17 protein-coding genes are annotated in these 19,293 nt (G+C 37.0%); 12 read left to right on the forward strand and 5 right to left on the reverse strand.

Features of this window, described 5'->3' with window-relative positions:
* Positions 1-3: 3 nt before the first annotated feature.
* Complete coding sequence (gene nadB / locus WG904_RS05585; RefSeq protein ID WP_339578308.1) at positions 4-1,590, reverse strand: L-aspartate oxidase; 1,587 nt, start codon at positions 1,588-1,590, stop codon at positions 4-6.
* A 514-nt stretch (positions 1,591-2,104) separates the two neighbouring features.
* Between nadB and nadA the strand changes: the two genes are divergently transcribed.
* The 3 genes from nadA (at position 2,105) to thiL (ending at position 5,734) form a co-directional block, all read left to right on the forward strand.
* Positions 2,105-3,103, forward strand: a complete 999-nt coding sequence (nadA, locus tag WG904_RS05590) for a quinolinate synthase NadA (protein ID WP_339578613.1) — start codon at positions 2,105-2,107, stop codon at positions 3,101-3,103.
* Positions 3,104-3,184: 81 nt separating this feature from the next.
* Positions 3,185-4,669, forward strand: coding sequence for a S41 family peptidase (locus WG904_RS05595; protein WP_339578309.1), 1,485 nt, complete (start codon positions 3,185-3,187; stop codon positions 4,667-4,669).
* A 24-nt stretch (positions 4,670-4,693) separates the two neighbouring features.
* A complete protein-coding gene (gene thiL / locus WG904_RS05600) occupies positions 4,694-5,734 on the forward strand; it encodes a thiamine-phosphate kinase (RefSeq protein WP_339578310.1) in 1,041 nt (346 codons plus the stop codon).
* Positions 5,735-5,774: 40 nt separating this feature from the next.
* Here the strand turns inward: thiL and WG904_RS05605 are convergent, their stop codons facing one another.
* Complete coding sequence (locus WG904_RS05605) at positions 5,775-7,046, reverse strand: DNA recombination protein RmuC (RefSeq protein WP_339578311.1); 1,272 nt, start codon at positions 7,044-7,046, stop codon at positions 5,775-5,777.
* Positions 7,047-7,122: 76 nt separating this feature from the next.
* Between WG904_RS05605 and purU the strand changes: the two genes are divergently transcribed.
* On the forward strand, positions 7,123-7,962 hold the full coding sequence (gene purU / locus WG904_RS05610) for a formyltetrahydrofolate deformylase (RefSeq protein ID WP_339578312.1): 840 nt from the start codon (positions 7,123-7,125) through the stop codon (positions 7,960-7,962).
* Positions 7,963-7,973: 11 nt separating this feature from the next.
* On the opposite strand, the gene WG904_RS05615 is transcribed toward purU, so the two are convergent.
* Entirely contained in the window at positions 7,974-9,116 is a 1,143-nt protein-coding gene (locus tag WG904_RS05615; RefSeq protein WP_339578313.1) for an NAD(P)/FAD-dependent oxidoreductase, read from the reverse strand.
* 79 nt (positions 9,117-9,195) lie between these two features.
* Here WG904_RS05615 and WG904_RS05620 point away from each other — a divergent pair, with 79 nt between their 5' ends.
* Positions 9,196-9,891 carry a zinc metallopeptidase gene (locus tag WG904_RS05620; RefSeq protein ID WP_339578314.1) on the forward strand — a complete coding sequence of 232 codons (696 nt, stop codon included), beginning with the start codon at positions 9,196-9,198 and terminating at the stop codon, positions 9,889-9,891.
* A gap of 193 nt (positions 9,892-10,084) precedes the next feature.
* Here WG904_RS05620 and apaG read toward each other — a convergent pair whose 3' ends face one another.
* Together apaG and dusB are read right to left on the reverse strand one after the other, a co-directional pair.
* Positions 10,085-10,471: a Co2+/Mg2+ efflux protein ApaG gene (gene apaG, locus WG904_RS05625; RefSeq protein ID WP_339578315.1), complete on the reverse strand. Its 387-nt coding sequence runs from the start codon at positions 10,469-10,471 to the stop codon at positions 10,085-10,087.
* Positions 10,472-10,502: 31 nt separating this feature from the next.
* Positions 10,503-11,510 carry a tRNA dihydrouridine synthase DusB gene (dusB, locus tag WG904_RS05630; protein WP_339578316.1) on the reverse strand — a complete coding sequence of 336 codons (1,008 nt, stop codon included), beginning with the start codon at positions 11,508-11,510 and terminating at the stop codon, positions 10,503-10,505.
* Between the two features lie 53 nt (positions 11,511-11,563).
* On the opposite strand from dusB, the gene WG904_RS05635 reads away from it, so the two are divergent.
* From WG904_RS05635 to WG904_RS05665, 7 genes are all read left to right on the forward strand, one after another.
* On the forward strand, positions 11,564-12,481 hold the full coding sequence (locus WG904_RS05635) for a CPBP family glutamic-type intramembrane protease (RefSeq protein WP_339578317.1): 918 nt from the start codon (positions 11,564-11,566) through the stop codon (positions 12,479-12,481).
* A 50-nt stretch (positions 12,482-12,531) separates the two neighbouring features.
* Positions 12,532-13,341, forward strand: coding sequence for a phosphatidate cytidylyltransferase (locus WG904_RS05640; RefSeq protein ID WP_339578318.1), 810 nt, complete (start codon positions 12,532-12,534; stop codon positions 13,339-13,341).
* Positions 13,342-13,451: 110 nt separating this feature from the next.
* Positions 13,452-14,456, forward strand: coding sequence for a thioredoxin family protein (locus tag WG904_RS05645; protein WP_339578319.1), 1,005 nt, complete (start codon positions 13,452-13,454; stop codon positions 14,454-14,456).
* Entirely contained in the window at positions 14,457-15,011 is a 555-nt protein-coding gene (locus tag WG904_RS05650) for an RNA polymerase sigma factor (protein WP_339578320.1), read from the forward strand.
* Positions 14,998-15,663 (forward strand): hypothetical protein, encoded by a 666-nt coding sequence (locus WG904_RS05655; protein ID WP_339578321.1) that lies wholly within the window; start codon positions 14,998-15,000, stop codon positions 15,661-15,663. The genes WG904_RS05650 and WG904_RS05655 overlap by 14 nt, the downstream gene beginning before the upstream one ends.
* 42 nt (positions 15,664-15,705) lie before the next feature.
* Positions 15,706-16,392: a hypothetical protein gene (locus WG904_RS05660; RefSeq protein ID WP_339578322.1), complete on the forward strand. Its 687-nt coding sequence runs from the start codon at positions 15,706-15,708 to the stop codon at positions 16,390-16,392.
* Between the two features lie 95 nt (positions 16,393-16,487).
* A complete protein-coding gene (locus WG904_RS05665) occupies positions 16,488-19,229 on the forward strand; it encodes a M14 family metallopeptidase (RefSeq protein WP_339578323.1) in 2,742 nt (913 codons plus the stop codon).
* Positions 19,230-19,293 lie beyond the last annotated feature (64 nt).

Genomic DNA, 19,293 nt, shown 5'->3' on the forward strand with positions numbered 1-19,293 from the left:
GTTCTAAATAATAGTATCTACCAATTCATCCGCATGGTTCGGATAGTCGGTAGTATAATGTAATCCCCTACTCTCTTTACGGGCCTTGGCCGATTTTATAACCATATAGGCCACCTGAATTACATTCCTTAACTCGCAAAGTTTAACCGAAACCTTGTTTTTTTTATAAAATTCCTCTGTTTCTTCGTACAATAAGAACAAGCGCCGCATGGCGCGGTCTAATCTAAAATCAGACCTCACGATGCCAACATAATCGCTCATAATCTTTTGCGTTTCACGAAGGTTATGAGTTACTAAAATATCCTCGTTAGATTGAGTAACACCTTGTTCATCCCATTCTGGAATGCTATCTGGGATAATATTCGTGTGAAATGCTTCAATAGCAGATATAAAAATTCGATGAGCAAATACAGTAGCTTCTAACAACGAATTTGAAGCTAATCTATTTGCACCATGCAATCCGGTTGAGGAAACCTCGCCACAAGCATATAAATTAGTAATGGATGACTTTCCATACTCATCAACCAAAATACCCCCACACATGTAGTGACAGGCAGGTGTTACGGGTATAAAATCTTTTGTCATATCGATACCTATAGACAAACATTTTGCATAGATATTTGGAAAATGGGTTAAGATATCTTCTTTCTTCCGCATAGTAATATCCAAGTATACAAAGTCGTCTCCTGATTTTTTCATCTCTGCATCTATTGCACGCGCAACAATATCTCGGGGAGCTAATGATCCCCGTTCATCATACTCATACATAAACTCTTCTCCATTTCTTCTTTTTAATAGTCCTCCAAAACCACGAACGGCCTCAGAAATTAAAAAAGAAGGGTATTCTCCTGGATGATAAAGTGCCGTTGGATGAAATTGTATAAACTCCATGTTCCTCACTTTTCCTTTTGCGCGGTACACCATTGCCATTCCATCGCCAGTGGCGATAACCGGATTGGTAGTATTCGCATAAATATGACCAGCACCGCCAGAAGCCAGCACCGTTACCCTCGCCAAAATCTTTTCCACATCGTTAAGTTCTGTATTAAAGGCATATATACCATAGCAATTCACATCTTCAGTACTCTTATCAACATGTTTTCCTAGATGATGCTGGGTAATCAGTTCTAAACAAAAGTAGTGTGTTAATATCTCTATGTTATCGTTTTGGTGGATCTGTTTTAATAAAACACTCTCTATTTCATAGCCAGTAATATCTTTATAATGGAGTACTCGGTGCTCTGAGTGTCCACCTTCTTTTGCCAAATCGAAAACCCCAGCCGTGTTCTTATCGAAATTTATTCCGTAATCGATAATCTCTTGAATACGTTGAGGCCCCTCTTTTACTACAATTTCAACAATATCTTCGTTGCATAACCCATCGCCTGCAATTAATGTATCGTGGATATGTTTTTCGAACGAATCAGATGCGTCTACTACTACAGCTACACCCCCTTGGGCATATTTCGTATTTGATTCGTCTTCATTCGATTTAGTGACAATTAAAACTTTTCCAAATTTTGCTGCTTTTAATGCAAAACTTAGTCCTGCTATTCCCGACCCTATAACTAAAAAATCTACTTGTCTCATTCTATTCTTACTTTTTCAACTGTAATGAGGAGATCATAATCGCATATTAGTTAATCATTAGCTGAATGATTACGATGTTCTCATTAAATACTACTAAATCAAAATTGTGTTAACAACACACCAATTTATGTGGAAGGAATGTATAAATTAAACCAACAACTATTTTTGAATGTTTAAAGCTAAGGTAAAAAGGGAATTCGACACAATCTTTTACATTATTTTTAAGCAACTTTGCATTGTTTATTAACTTTTAACACCATTAAAATAAATACACATTTTAGTATTGATAAGTTTTTAGTCCAAATAATATACCGTTGTAAATCAGTTCATATTTAAAATTTAAATAAAATATTTATGTTGGTAAGTATAGAATAACTCATATAATCTTATTTAAAACAATAACTTATTCACAGTACCAACACCCTAATAAACAATAAGAATCTATGTATTTAAATTAACTATTATTTATTGAAGTGTTAAAAGCGATAACTTTACACAAGTTAAAATACAAATGATGACATTAGATATCTCAGAAGAATTAAATAGAAAAGGTTTTATTGATGAAGCAATTGATCCTACTTTAGATTTATTTGCAGAAATAGAAAAATTAAAAAAGGAAAAAAATGCAATTATCCTAGCACATTATTATCAAGAACCTGATATACAAGATATTGCTGATTATATAGGAGATAGTTTAGGCTTATCACAGGAAGCCGCCAAAACAGAAGCAGACCTAATTGTTTTTGCTGGTGTACACTTTATGGCCGAAACGGCTAAAATATTATCACCAAAAAAGACCGTATTACTGCCCGATTTAAAAGCAGGTTGCTCGTTGGCCGATAGTTGTCCGCCTCACCTGTTTAAGAAATTTAAAGAAAAATATCCAGATCATTTGGTGATTACCTATGTAAATTGTACAGCTGAGTTAAAAGCATTAAGTGATATTGTATGTACATCTACCAATGCCGTTCAAATTGTAGAAAGTTTACCTAAAGACCAGAAAATAATTTTCGGTCCAGATAAAAATTTAGGGGCTTGGGTAGCAAAAAAAACAGGTAGAGATTTAGTATTGTGGAACGGAGCCTGTATGGTACACGAAATATTTTCGAGAGAAAAAATAACAAAATTAAAAGAACGACATCCTAATGCTAAATTTATTGCACATCCCGAATGTGAAGAGGCAGTGCTACAAATGGCAGATTATATTGGGAGCACAACGGGACTGCTAAAATACAGCATCAGTAATGATGCAACTGAATTTATTGTAGCTACTGAAAGTGGAATTATCCACCAAATGGAAAAAGCTAATCCACATAAAACCTTTATTCCAGCCCCACCAAATAATAATTGTGCATGTAACGATTGTCCTTACATGAAAAGAAATACCTTAGAAAAATTATACTTATGTATTAAAAATGGTTTACCAGAAGTTAATGTTCCCGCAGAGATTATTGATCAAGCACGAAAACCTATTGAGAGAATGTTAGCTATATCAGCAAATCTGGGCTTATAATTCATGCAGAGTAGACGAATATCAATTTTTCTTATCTTTTTAGCTATTTTTCTTCAGTTTTCTTGTACTTCTGTCAAGAAAATGAATTATCTGGTAACTGAAAAAAAGCATACACCTGCAGCATTAATAAAGGATGTGAACTTTACCTACATGCTGTTAACAAATGGTCACCCAGGAGTATATTGGTACATTACGAAAGAACAATTGGCATTTAAATTTGATAGTTTAAAGAAAACAATAACTACACCTTTAACGTCGAAAGAATTTTATAAAAAAATGGCTCCTTTAGTAGCAGAAGTAAGGTGTGGGCATACACGAATGATTTTAGTTACCAAAAAGCTTACTAAAAAGGAAAAGGACTCTGTTGCTAAGCTAGGTAAACCAATTAATCAGTTTGGATATAAAGTAATAAACAATAAACTATATGTTAATTTTCTTAATAGGAAAATTACTCAAGCAAAAAAGGGAGACGAAATCTTAGCTATCGATGGTATATCTTCATTGGAAATAATTAAAAATTTGGAAAAGAATTATGCTTCGGATGGTTATAATGAAACCTTTAAAACAGCCGTTTTAAATCGTGCATTTGCAAATTGGTATGCAACTATTTACGATAATAAAGACACACTAGCGTTTAAAATAAAAAATAGCAATACTATTATTAATTTAAACTTAACTACAATTAAAAAGGAAGATAAAAAAGACTCAACTAAAGTTAAAAATCCGATAAAAAAACTTAATAAAGATTCAGTATTAGCAAAAAAGAACTTAGCCAAAGAAAAACGTAAACTCAGGTATAAAGGAAATGATGAATTTAAAAAACCGATGTTAGACCTTAAATTTATGGAAAAGGATAGTAGCATTGCTTACTTAAAAGTGAAAAGCTTTTCGTTTCCGTATGCAAATTTTGATCGCTTTTTTAAAGAAAGTTTTGAAACCTTAAAAAAAGGAAATACTAAGAATTTAATACTCGATTTAAGAGACAATGGTGGTGGCTCACTAACGGCATGCAGAAATTTATTTGCGTATTTGGTTGATAAAGATTTTGTTTACCTCACACAAACAGAAGTTGATAAAAGATTTAACCCATATTTGCATACAAAGGGAATTTTAAATGCATTGAAAGTAGTACCCTTTCAGATTGCGAATACCATCCTATTAATGAAGAAAAAGGATAAATATAAATTAAATTATAAAGGGATGAAACCTCTGCATCCTAAAAATAACCACTTTGATGGAAAGCTTTATGTGCTGATAAATGGTTATAGTTTCTCCGCATCAGCACTAATTGCGTCTAATCTACAACAAATTAAAAGAGCTACATTTGTGGGGCAAGAAACAGGCGGAGGATACAATGGCTGTGTAGCAGGTAGTATTCCTATACTTAGCATGCCTAATTCTAAGTTAAAACTTAGGATGGGTTTATATCCAATAATGCCAAATGCCCACACCGAAACTGTAGGAAGAGGCATTTTTCCTGATCAAGAGATCATACCAACCATTGAAGATGTAATTTCGGGAAAAGATAGAGAGTTAGAATGGGTGATGAATAGTATTAAACTTTGACAAAGTTAAAATAGTAGTAAAATTATGTTTGAAAATAAAGAACGTACAGCAATTTCAGAATTAGGAGAGTTTGGTTTAATTAAACATTTAACTCATAACTTTAAAATACAACACGAAAGTAGTATCAAAGGAATTGGTGATGATGCGGCAGTAGTAGATTTTTCGGATAAGAAAACCCTAATTTCTACCGATTTATTGCTAGAGGGAATACATTTTGATCTAGCCTATGTGCCTTTAATGCACTTGGGGTATAAGGCTGTTCAAGTTAACTTGAGCGATATTTATGCGATGAATGGTATTGCTACTCAAATTACGGTTTCTATTGGTTTATCGAGTAAATTTCCATTAGAGGCTGTTGAGGAAATCTATAAAGGCGTAGAATTGGCTTGCAATAAATTTAACATTGATTTAATTGGTGGGGATACTTCATCAAGTAAACAGGGTTTAGTAATTAGTGTAACTAGCATAGGATATGCAGCATCTGCCGATATATGTTACCGTAATGGAGCCGAAGAAGGCGATTTATTATGTGTTTCTGGCGATTTGGGTGGGGCTTATGTTGGACTTCAGATTTTAGAAAGAGAAAAACAGATTTTCTTAGAAAATCCACAGCTACAGCCTGATTTGGAAGGTAAAGATTATATCATCGAACGCCAGTTAAAACCAGAAGGTAGAAGAGATATTGTTGATTTATTATCTCAAATGAAGATAAAACCGACTTCGATGATTGATGTTTCTGATGGATTGGCCTCAGAAATCTTACACATTTGTACTCAATCTGAAAAAGGCTGTACACTTTATGAAGAGAAGATCCCAATAGATCCAATGACTTATGAAACGGCACGTGAATTAGGGCTAGACCCAACGGTTTGTGCCTTAAATGGTGGTGAAGATTACGAATTATTGTTTACCATCAAACAAGCTGATTACGCTAAACTTAAAAATGATATTGATATTAGTATTATTGGCCATATTACCGATAAAAATTCGGGATGTAAAATGGTATCCAAATCAAATATAGTTCACGAGTTGAAAGCACAGGGATGGAATGCTTTTAAGCTTTGACAAAGTTATAACAAGGTGGAAAGAACTTTGTCAAAACTATTTATTCTTCCCCCAAAAACTTTGAATCAATCTGCTTGCTTGACTTTGTTTTTGCACCTAGTTTCTTAATTTTTTCAACCTTTCCAATTAAATTTCCACTACCATATTGCAGTTTTTTAAACGCTTCTTCGTGTGCTTTTTGTGATAAGTCTAGGTGCTTTCCAATTTTTTCCATATCCGTTAAAAAACCCACAAACTTATCGTATAAAGCACCGGCCTCTTCTGCAATTTCGTACACATTTTTATTTTGGCGGTCTACCTTCCAAATGCTGGCAATGGTGCGTAGAGTGGCTAGCAATGTAGTCGGACTAACAATCACTACCTTTCTATCCCAAGCATAATTAAACAATTCGTGATCGGCCTGAACAGTAACGCTAAAAGAAGATTCGATCGGCATAAAAAGTAAGACAAAGTCGGGCGAGTTAATTTGATATAAATTTTGATAGTTTTTGCCCGCTAATCCATCTATATGTGATTTAACCGAAAGTAAATGTCGCTTAAGTAAACCAACTTTCTCTTCTTCACTGTCGGTATTCATCAGTTGTTCATAGGCCACTAAGCTAATTTTAGCGTCTACAATCAAGTTTTTATCATCAGGCAAGTCAATCACTACATCAGGCTGTAATTTTGCACCATCGCCGCTCTTAAGGCTCGCCTGTAGGCGATACTCTCTGCCCCTAACCAAACCCGAGCTTTCTAGTACACGTTCTAAAATAACTTCGCCCCAATTTCCTTGTTTTTTGTTGTCGCCTTTTAAAGCGTTGGTTAAATTATTTGCATCTACTTGAATCTGTTTACTTTGGTCCATCAGCTGAAAAATAACACCTTTTAAGTGATTTCGTTCGGCAGCCTCATCTTTGTAAACCTTATCCACTTTTTCTTCAAAAGCTTTAATATTTACTTTAAGCGGATTTAAAATTGTTTCAAGATTATTTTGATTTTGAAGGGTAAATTTTGCCGTTTTCTCTTCAAAAATTTTATTGGCGACGAGCGAAAATTCTAAGGTAAATTTTTGTTGTAAATCCTCTAAATTTTTCTGTTGTTCGGCCAATTTATCACGATGTGAATCTAGTAAGGCTTCGGTTTGAATGAGCTTACTTCTTTCGGCCGTAAACCGCTCCCGTAAATCGCTTAACTCATCGGCAATTTTTTGTTTTTCTTCTTTTAGATAGGTAATGGTTTCGTCGTTTCTATAAACCGGCGGTTTGCGCAACACTAAAATAAAAAGCACCACTAAGATAATGAGCAATAAAACAACAGCAGCAATTTCCATAGTTTCAATTTTTAACAAAATAACAAATTATTAGCGAAGAAGGGTTGGCGAACCTGCTTTTTAATATATTTACCCCATGAATAACCTGTTAATTCTTATCCAGTGCCAAGATCGAGTGGGTTTAGTTACTCATATTACAAGGGTTTTAGCTCAACACCAACTCAATATTATCGCAATGCGAGAATTTGTAGACGAAAGCGAAAATAAATTTTTTACTCGAATAGCCTGTAGCGGTATTATCGAAGATGAAGCAAATTTAAAGCAAGAGTTATTAAACGTGTTACCCATAAACGCAAAAGCGATGGTGGTTACCAAAACAGAAAAAAACATTGCTATTTTAGTAACTAAAGAATTTCATTGCCTAGCCGACCTTTTAATAAGAGATCATTTTAAAACATTGGGGGCTAAGGTAAAATGCGTAATTGGCAATCACCCCACACTAAAAGAATTTGCTGAAAAATTAAACGTACCCTTTTTTTATGTGGCACATGAAGATAAAACGAAATCTGATTTTGAGCAAGAAATAAGAAAAGTGTTAAGCGCGTATCAGTTAGATTATATTGTGTTGGCAAAATTTATGAGAATACTTTCTCCCTCATTTATTGATCAATACCCAAATAAAATTATCAATATTCATCATTCTTTTTTGCCCGCATTTATTGGAGCTAGACCGTATAAGCAGGCATTTGATCGGGGTGTTAAGATTATCGGCGCTACTGCCCACTTTGTAACCAACAATTTAGATGAGGGTCCGATTATCAGTCAAAAAACGGTACACGTAAACCATACCTTTAATGCTAAAAAGATGGCTATAGCTGGACGTGAAATAGAAAAAGCAGTTTTAAGTAAAGCCTTAGCGCAAGTATTGGAAGATCGCGTTTTTGTAAGTGGAAACAAAACGATAGTATTTGAATAAGGTCATACTTATCAGATGAGGGATTTAATTACCAATTCCCCTACCTCTTGCCCGGTATGGCTTCCAATGGCAATTCCCATTCCATTGCACCGCACCGCACAAAAAACATTAGGCCTAACCTCTTCCACAATCGGATGAAGCGCATCCCCAAATGCCATTATTCCACTCCATTTGTGATCGATTTCGAAAGGAGTATTTGGTAAAATGGTTTCGTTAAGCAAATTTAATAAAGCGAGCTGTACTTTTTCTGTTTCTCCAAATTCGGTCGTTTCTTCTGCTTTAAAATCTAAGTTTCGCCCACCCCCCAATAGCACCCGGTTTTCTACATTTCTAAAATAATAATAGCCTTTATCATAATGAAAAGTGCCTTTTAATTTTAAATTAACGATAGGCTTTGTAATGAGCACCTGGCCTCTTCCGGGCACAACATTATAGGTAGGCAACAATTCATTAATAAAAGCATTCGTAGTTAGCACCACTTTTTTGCAGGAAAAATTACCTTTTTCGGTTTCCAGCACCATTTCATTTGCATTTTCGTTAATTTTTTTAACCTCGCAGTTGTTTAAAATTGTAACACCCAAGGCGCTAGCTTTGGCCAGCAACACTTTTATCATGAGCCCAGGGTCTATTTGTGCTTCTAGTTTGTTTTTCAAAAGCAGCGAAATACCCTTAAAACCAAATTGCTCGATTTGAGGATTAACAATACTGTACACCTCTTTTTCGTTTACCACATCTTCAATTAATGCATTAAAATGGCTTAATTTTAATACACATTCTTGTGATAAACGATCTTCTGTAGGCTTAAATAATTCGTATCCACCATAATTCTCATAGCAAATAGCGCTATCTCCCAATAGCTTTCTGAGCTTTAGCAGGCCCTTCCAACGCTTCGATATTAATTGGTGTAACCCATCAGTTCCGCATATTTTCTCTTGTTCAATGAGTTCAGAAACACTCCCAAAACAGGCAAAACCTGCATTTTTTGTGCTCGCACCTGAAGGCAAAAACCCTCTTTCTAACACTAAAACATTAGTTTTAGGCATAGCAAGTTTTATGGTAAGCGCAGTATTTAAACCAACAATACCACTACCAACGATGATTACGTCTGCCGAATAAAAGTTTTGTTTTTCCCAATAAGATAAATAATCAGCCATTTTTAAAAGTAATGTAAATTTTTTATAGCAATTAAATATGGGAACACTTTTTGATTTAAAGAAACAAAACATCTACACAATGGAAACGTATTTAATTTTAATCATACCTGTACTGCTGCTTAGCATGTATGTACAATGGCGATTTAGAAGTAAGTTTTCTAAATACGCCGAAATGCAGCTCAACTCTGGGATGTCTGGGAAAGAAGTGGCGGAGAAAATGCTTAATGATTATGGCATTTACGACGTAAAGATTATGAGTACCGAAGGACAATTGTCAGATCATTATAATCCATCAGATCGCACCGTTAATCTAAGTACAGACGTATATTATGGAAGAAGTGTGGCTGCTGCTGCAGTTGCTGCTCACGAATGTGGTCATGCCGTACAGCACGCAAAGGCTTATCATTGGTTGCAATTTAGGTCAACGATGGTGCCTGTAGTAAGCATCTCATCTAATTTATTACAGTGGGTGTTAATCATAGGTGTACTTTTAATCGGCTTTACTGGCAACCCTATTGTATTAGCGATAGGTGTTATGGGCCTCGCTTTGGTTACCGTATTTAGCATCATTACCCTTCCGGTAGAGTTTGATGCTAGCCGACGTGCTTTATTGTGGTTGAGAAATAATCAAACGGTAATGCATACGACCGAAGAAAACGCCCAAGCAAAAGATGCCCTTTGGTGGGCGGCCATGACGTATGTAATCGCTGCACTAGGTGCGTTAGCCAATTTAATTTATTATGCCTCCATGTTGTTCGGAAGAAGCAGGGATTAGGTTATTGAAGATGTCTTCTTATTTTTTCCTTAAGTGAAAAATACCCCCCAAAATTGAGATTGGTGCAAAAAGAAAGATGGCCAAGAGGACCAACCCGCTTAAAATTGAAAATACAATGCCACATAAAGCAGTAAAATATTGAAGGCCTAAGGTTGCAGGTGCGTTATGTCTTGATCTTGACCAAGAGAAAAATTTAGTTTAACCGATAAGGAACAATTAACTCAAACTCCGGAATATCGACATTAAACAACATTTCGTCGTTTAAACGAAGCATTTCGTAGTGCCCTTTCATGCTCCCAATTTCAGTTTTTAGGTTACATCCAGAAACGTATTGGTACGTTTCGCCAGGTTCTATAATGGGCTGTACACCAACAACACCTTCTCCTTCAACCTCACGTTGTGTACCATTCGAATCGAAAATTAACCATTTACGACGCATTAAACGAATCGAGAAATCAGACATATTCTGGATTACAATTCGGTAAGCAAACATAAAATGCTCATTAGCCGAATTCGAGTACTCATTTTGATAAATGGTATCGACCGAAATTTTTACACCTTGGGTAATAGCAGTAACCATTGTTTAAATTTAAGAATTGCTTATTCAATAATCAAGCCATTTCAGAAAAAGGCATTACATGTTCGTATTTAACTGCCACTTCGTCTAATAATTCATGAATGGTTTCGATATTTTCTTCTTTTACCAATAACATCCTGTAGGGCTTAAAATCGGGTAAACCTTTAAAATAATTAGCATAATGCCTACGCATTTCGAAAACACCTACTTTTGGCCCTTTCCATTCTATCGATTTATCGAGATGTGTTCTACATGCCGTAATTCTTTCTTCGAGCGTTGGTCCCGCCATTAATTCTCCTGTTTCAAAAAAATGCTTCACTTCTCTAAAGATCCAAGGGTAACCAATTGCAGCGCGACCAATCATAATTCCGTCTACTTCATATTCCATCCGCCATGCGGCTGCTTTTTGTGGACTATCGACATCACCGTTACCGAAAATCGGAATTTTTACACGTGGATTCCGCTTTATCTCTCTAATTAAGGTCCAATCGGCTTCGCCTTTATATAGTTGGGCGCGTGTTCTACCATGGATGGTTAAAGCCTGAATACCGATATCCTGTAAGCGCTCGGCAACTTCTTCAACATTTTTGGTGTTATCGTCCCAGCCTAATCGGGTTTTAACCGTTACGGGTAAGTGCGTAGCTTTAACAACAGCCTCGGTCATCTTTACCATTTTATTAATATCCTGAAGCAAACTGGCCCCTGCACCTCTGCAGGCTACGTTTTTAACCGGACAGCCGTAATTAATATCCATTAAATCAGGACCGGCTAGCGTAGCAATTTCAGTTGCCTCCCGCATGCTTTCGATATCACTTCCAAAAATTTGGATGCCTATCGGTCGCTCGTACTCAAAAATATCTAGTTTTTTTCTACTTTTTGCCGCATCGCGTATTAATCCTTCAGAAGAAATAAACTCAGTGTACATTAAATCGGCCCCACCTTGTTTGCACACATAACGAAAAGGAGGATCACTTACATCTTCCATCGGTGCCAGCAACAAAGGGAATGCTCCCAAATCTATATTTCCTATCTTTACAGACATTTTTCTATATTCAACCCAAAATTAAAGCTACAAAGGTACACAATTTACAAATAATGCAGTCTACACAAACACGAAAGCAAGAAAACGGTCCGTATGTGCAGTTATTATTACTTGGCGCTTTTGCCATAGGAGGCTTATTGGTGGCCATGCTTATTGGCTTTGGTGTGGCGTTTGTTTTTTATGGACCCGTTCTTATAAAGGATACATCATGGTTAAGTGGGAACAACCCACAATTTGTTGGAGCGTTAAAAATTTTGTTAACTGCACAGCAAATCGGACTTTTTTTAATTCCAGCATTACTTTTAGGGATAACCGAAGGTAAAAAACCGCAAAATTTTTATGGTTTAAAAAAACCAAGCCTGAATATTTTATTCATTGTATTTTTAATTATGGCCTGTTCTACTCCTTTAATGGGGTGGATAAACGATACCAATCAGAAAATGGTGCTGCCAGAATTCTTAAAAGGCGTAGAAGAATGGATGCGTAGAATGGAAGATGAGGGAGCAAAAACTACAGCTACGTTGTTAAAAATGAAGTCGATCGGCGATTTTCTTACCACCCTTATTATTGTTGCTATTGTTCCCGCCATTTGTGAAGAATTTTTATTTAGAGGGGCGCTACAACGTACTTTTTTACGTTGGATAAAAAACCCTCATGTAGCGATTTGGATTTCTGCAATCATTTTTAGCACCATACATTTCCAATTTTATGGATTTTTTCCTAGGCTATTTTTAGGCGCCGCCTTTGGCTATATCTATTTCTGGACGGGAAGTCTTTGGTATACTATTTTTGCCCATTTCTTAAACAATGGCTTTGCGGTTACTATTTCTTGGTACTTTCAGCAAAAACACACCCCCCTAAAAGGTGACGAAGAAATCCCTGTGCAATGGTATGGCTATATAATTAGTGCCATATTAACGCTAGCTTTGTTTAAATTATTAAAAGACAAAACAACGAAGCAAGTATACTAAAAAGATATGCAATACATCTTCCATCTTCCATTTTCCACTTTCCGACAGCTATGAAGACCAGAGCCATAACCGCTTTCTTTTTTACCATTGTTATGTTGGGCTCCATTTTTTTAGGAGGCTATACCTTTACCGTATTTTACCTGATATTAAGCATCGTTGCACTTTTGGAGTTTTATAAATTAGTGAAGATGGGAGGGATAAGGCCCCATAGAAATATTGGCGTATTGGTTGCGGTAGTGTTATTTATCATTACTGCCGCCTATCATTTTTTACAGTTTGAAACCAAGTATCTTTTGGTTGTTGTACCGCTTATTTTTTCAGTTTTTATTAGCGAGTTGTATAAAAAGAGCAAAATACCTTTTGCCAACATTTCGTACACTTTTGTAGGTTTTATTTATGTAACGATCCCTTTCTGCTTTTTTTATTCCTTAGGCTTTTTAGCCGATGTATTAACGTACGACTATCACTTACCTCTGGCTTTTTTGTTGATGCTTTGGGCTAATGATACCGGAGCGTATTTATTTGGTGTTAAATTTGGCAAACGTCGCTTATTTGAGCGCCATTCTCCAAAAAAATCGTGGGAAGGCTTTTTTGGCGGTATTTTTACCAGTCTTATCGTTGCATGTATTATGGCAAAGCTTTTTCCAGAAATGAATTTAACAACTTGGGCAGGAATGGCGATTCTTATTTCTTGCTTCGGAACCCTTGGCGACTTAGTAGAGTCGATGTTAAAAAGAAGTCTTGATGCAAAAGATTCGGGGAGTTTTTTACCCGGACATGGCGGGTTTTTAGACCGTTTTGATGGGTTATTGATTGCCGCACCAGTGGTGTATGCCTATTTGTACTTGATATTACATTAAGCGAGTAGTTCGTTATCGCGAGGTGCGAAGCAATCTACTCCAAGTCAAACTTTTTCCTAAACCCAGGCAACGTTTCTTCATCAATCTGCATTATAGAGGTAAAAGTAAGTTTGAAGAAAGTAATTTTTACCCTACTAGCCCTAACTCTAATTTATCAAACAGGTTTTGCAGTCGATTTTTATAAGGGAACTTACCAGCAGGCCCTAGCTAAAGGAAAGGCAGAGAATAAGCTTCTTTTTTTATATTTTACGGCAAAGTGGTGTGGTCCCTGTAACTATATGCAACGCTATATCTTTCCCGATACAACGGTATCCACATATATTAAACAAAACTACATTGCATTAAAGTTAGATATTGATTCCGAAGAGGGGAAGCTAGTGTATTACAAATCGCATCAACCGAAAGGCCCAACAGGTGTTCCTGCATTCATCATTATGAACAGTAAGGAGGAGATCTTAAAAAAAGATGTTGGAGGGATGAAGATTGCGCAACTACAACAATTTTTAGTTAAAGATGAGGCACAAATGATAAGTTATAAGGCATTGGCAGATAGCATAGCAACGCTCCAGATCAAGGCCGACATTAAAAAGCCGACAGTAATTAGCGGCCTTTTCTTCAATGCTCGAGCAAGTAATTGGAAACCTGGGTTAAAAATTGGCGCTAACCTTTTGAGTTTAACAAATAGAAGCCAAGGCATGGGATACGAGATTGGATTATTTTTCGACCGTAGTTTCAGACTCACGCCTGGAGAAAAAAAAAGCTTTTGGCAGTATACTAGATATCATTTTCAACCGGGAATAAGCTTTAGTTCGCAAGGCGGAAAAATGGGCTTTCAATTTGTAAACTTAGAATTGTTAAATGGATATCAAATAAAGAAACTAAAGGGATTGGAGCTAACCATAAGCCCCTACGCGGCATTATGTTTAGGAGCGGATTTCGAAACCAATTTTAATCAATTCGATTATGGATTAAAAACTGGAATAGGTAAACAATACGGAACACTTCAGGCTAATTTAGGCTATCATTTCGGATTAAGCAATATTAGTACCTTGGTAAGATCAAGTTTATATAATCGAGGGTTATATTTTTCCGTTGGAATGACGATAGGCAAATAGATGCAAATAGTGTTAACAGAGATTTTAGAAGAATGTAAAAAAGGCAATAATAAGGCTCAAAGAAGTTTGTTCGATCTTTATTATACTACCATGCTCAATGTTTGTATCCGTTATGTTAAAGCGCAAACGGAGGCCGAAGATCTATTGTCTCAAGGTTTTACTAAAGTTTTTAAAAACATGGGCTCTTTTCATTATGAACACGAGCCTGGTTTTCGGGGCTGGATAAAAAAGATAATGGTAAACGAATGCCTCATGTTTTTACGTAAAAAAAACAATTTTTATTTGGTTCCTTTAACCGAAGCGGATGAATTAACGGTCGAAGATGTTCAACTCGAACATATTGACGCGCACTACATCTATCAATGTATTGCCGAACTTCCAGTTGGCTACCGAACGGTTTTAAATCTGTATATAATTGAAGGCTATAGCCATGCAGAAATTGGGGTGTTGTTGAATATTAAAGAAGCGACCTCAAGATCACAGTTAAACAAGGCGAAAGAAGCCTTAAAACACAAATTATTGCCTTATAAATCTGTTTATCATGGAAAAAAATAGTTTCGAAGATCAGTTACGAAATAAAATTTTGGAGGCCGAATTAACGAAAAATCAAATTTCGAATCAGGAAAAGGTATGGAATGCGGTTCAGAAAAAACAACCACCAATGCGCAAACTATATTACGTAGCTGCCGCAATTTTGGTTATTATCGGGATGGTGGGTGCGCTTTATTTTAAACATGATGAAGCGATCGTGGCGGTGAAGAAAACAAAAACTGAAAGGCCAGGAGTGGTCTCTTTGCAAAAGCCGCCAGTGGCAGAATTGGCAAAAGTAAAGCTACCCGCTACGCCAATTAAACCAGTAGAAATCGAAAAGACTATTTTAAATAAGCCAGAAAAAAGGATAGCCCCCATGTATAATACCAAAGTCCTGAAAGAAGATACCTTATCAACGGTTTTGCCATCGGCACCAGAAGTAGTGATGGCAGTAACGAAAGAGCTTAATAAAGAAATTAAAGTTATCTCAATAGCAACGGCAGCTATTGTACCCGAATTTACCGTTCAATTTAAACGCGGTAAACCTTTTGATGCGGAAGAAATACAAACCATAGAGGCAATTTCGAGATTAAAAAGGTTTAAATTATCAAAAGACACATCCGTTTTGGCCAATACGAATGAAAAACAAAAAGGCTTTTTCAAAATCAAATTTTAAAGAGATATGAAGGTTATAAAACTCCTATTCGTTTTGATATTTATGATACTAAATTGTACCATTGCTCAAACAAGCAATCCAGATACCCTGGTTATTAACACAAAGAATGGAAAAATCATTTTAATTGGCGATTCGCTTCAAAAGTTCAGCACATTTAATTCGAATGAGGTTATTAATAAGGCCCTTTTTAAAGTTAAGGACTCCCTAACTTTAGAACAAAAAAAAATAGCATACAAAAGGCATCGCGACAGTTTGTACACACAGCATAAAATTAGCAAATTTCCATTTCGGCTATTACCTGTTGTTGGCATAGGTGTAGTTCGGGATAAGGTAAGTCCCTTTTTAGGATTATCCCTCGATTTTGCTCCTCAAAGGCAAGATTTTTATTTTAAAGGAGGGGGAATGTATACGTATATCAATGTGGCTGCGGTTCCTTATTTTACATTTGAGAAGGATAACCTTAATAGATACCACACGTTTCATAATGTTTTTTTAGAAGGGAGTTTGGGAAACAGGATAAATAATGTAAAAGATTATGGAAAAGTAAGTGAATTTTCGGCTGGAGTAGGATATTTGGTTCGAAAAAGCGGACCTTATTTTGAGCAAAATATGTTTAAGATCTTTGTAACCGTAGGGATAAAAAATTCATTTATTAGGGTTAAACCTGAAGTGCTTATTTCGGATAATTTTAGAACGGTTTTCCCGGGAATGGGAATTAAGATATTTTAGCGATTTCTAATAAGCCATCATGTAACAAAATTACAACAGCAGCGGATTAAACGGGGCAGTAATTTATATTTGGGTAATTAACTAAACTAACTCCCATGGCAAAATTTTACCCTCGTGCCTTATGGTTTGTTGCAATGCTCTTTTGCGTTCATACTGCCATAGCACAAAGCATCCCTACGCCCAAAGAACACTTTGGCTTTACCATCGGCGACGATTATCAGCTCGCAAACTACACCCAAACCGAAGCCTATTTTAAAAAACTGGCCGAAACCTCAAAACGCGTAAAATTGGTTGATATTGGTAAAACCGAAGAGGGTAGATCCCAATACATGATGATCATCACCTCGCCAGAGAACCAAAAAAATCTTCAAAAATATAAAGAAATTTCACAGAAATTAGGCCGCGCAGAAGGTTTAACCCCTGAGCAAGCTAAAGCATTGGCTGCCGAAGGGAAAGCAGTAGTGTGGATTGATGGGGGACTGCATGCTAATGAAGTAGTGGGTGCGCATCAACTCATTCAAATGGCCTATAACCTTTCTAGCCGTACAGATGCCGAAACCACTAAGATATTAGATAAGGTAATTATTCTGATGACCCACGCCAATCCCGACGGACAAGAGCTCGTTAGCAATTGGTACATGAGAGAAAAAGACCCTAAAAAAAGAACGATAAACGGCTTGCCTCGTTTGTACGAAAAATATGCGGGGCACGATAACAACCGAGATTTCTTTATGCTTAACCTTAAAGAAACCCAAAACATGGGACGACAGTTGTTTGTTGAGTGGATCCCACAAATTATGTATAATCACCATCAAGCTGGTCCAGCCGGAACCGTTGTAGCTGGCCCTCCTTATCGCGATCCGTATAATTACGTTTTCGATCCAATTATTTTAACTAGTATCGATGCCGTTGGCGCAGCCATGCATAATCGGATGAATGTAGAGTCGAAGCCAGGTTATACCCAGCGTGGTGGCTCCGTATTTTCTACCTGGTATAATGGGGGATTAAGAACAACAACCTATTTTCATAATATGATCGGCTTGCTTACTGAGATTGTTGGAAGCCCAACACCTTCAGAGATCCCATTGGTACCCTCTCGCTTATTGCCAAATGGCGATTCGCCAAACCCAATTTTGCCTCAGAAATGGTATTTTAAGAATGCAATTGATTATTCCGTTTCGTTAAACTACGCCGTATTAAACTATGCGCAGCGTTATAGCGATGAATTATTGTATAACATTTATCAAATGGGCAAAAACTCTATCGATAAAGGAAATAAAGATACGTGGCAATTTTCGCCTAAGCGAATCGATGCGATAAACGAAGCTTACCAGAAAGATAGGCCCACAACCACATCCAACGGGCCAGGCACAGGTTTTATAGGCGGAGGAAGAGGCGGCATGCCTACAAAATACCTCGATACCGTGATGAAAGCCCCTAAAAATCGTGATGCAAGAGCGTATATTCTTTCGGCCAATCAGCCCGATTTTACTACGGCCATTCGCTTTTTAAACGCTTTAATTAGAACAGGTGTAGTGGTACATAAAGCAACTGCAGCATTTACTGTTGCAGGTAAAAATTACCCCGCTGGAAGTTATGTGGTTAAAACCGATCAAGCTTTCCGACCTCACGTACTCGATATGTTCGAACCACAAGATCACCCGAATGATTTTAAATATGAAGGTGGGCCTCCAATAGCACCTTACGATGCTGCAGGTTGGACATTGGCCTATTTAATGAATGTTAAATTCGACCGGGTGCTCGATAAATTTGATGGTCCTTTCGAAAAACTGCCACATGGAGAGCTGTTGCAAGTAACGCCAAAAGCGCTGCCTGCAGGAAGTGGCTATGTGCTAAGTGCTGCCGCAAATGAGAGTTTTTTAGCAGTAAACGAATTGTTGAAAAATGGTGCCGAAGTGTATCGAAACCCAAGCGATGGATCATTCTATGTTCCTGCATCAACGAAAGCAAAAGCGATTTTAAATAAAGCTGAACATGGTTTCGGAATGCGCATAACAGCAGGAGCGAAGCCCACAAAAGCGGTTAAAATTGCACCATCTCGTATCGCTCTTTGGGATACCTACGGCGGTTCGATGGATTCGGGGTGGATTCGTTTTATCATGGAACAGTACCATTTTGATGCAACAGTAATTTACGCTCCAGATATTGATGCCGGTAAACTAAAAGAAAAATATGATGTCATCATTTTTGTTGACGGATCTATTCCGGCATATAGCGCAAGCGCTGGAGCAGGAGGGAGAGGGGGCTTTGGAGGCCCATCGGCAGAATCTAATATCCCGGAAGAGTATAAAGCACGAGTAGGTAGAATGAGCCAAGATAAATCAATCCCCCAACTGAAAGCATTTTTAGAAGAAGGAGGCGAAATCGTAGCCATTGGCTCAGCAACTAATATTGCCGCACATTTAAATTTGCCTGTTCGCAATGCCATGGTAGAGATGGTAGATGGAGTTGAGAAAAGATTGCCGGCGATAAAATATTATGTTCCTGGAAGTGTTTTAAGCGTGGCGGTGGATAAATCGTTATCGGCTAACTGGGGTTTGGATTCGGTAACGGATGTGTATTTTGATAACAGTCCAGTTTTTAAACTAAATCCTAATGCAGTGTCTACTGGACAAATTAAGCCTTTGGCATGGTTTGCGAATGCAACGCCCTTGCGGAGCGGTTGGGCATGGGGACAAAGCTATTTACAAGATGGCATAGCGGCTTTTGAAGCGAGTTATGGAAAAGGCAAAGTTTTTGCCTTCGGCCCAGAGATTACCTTCCGAGCGCAAACCCATGGCACCTTTAAATGGATGTTTAATCAGTTGTATAAATAAAACGATGCGTCAAAAGGCGATAAGCCATGGGTTAATTTAACTCGTGGCTTATTTTATACGTTTA

Source organism: Pedobacter anseongensis (assembly GCF_037482965.1).
Lineage (GTDB): Bacteria > Bacteroidota > Bacteroidia > Sphingobacteriales > Sphingobacteriaceae > Pedobacter > Pedobacter anseongensis.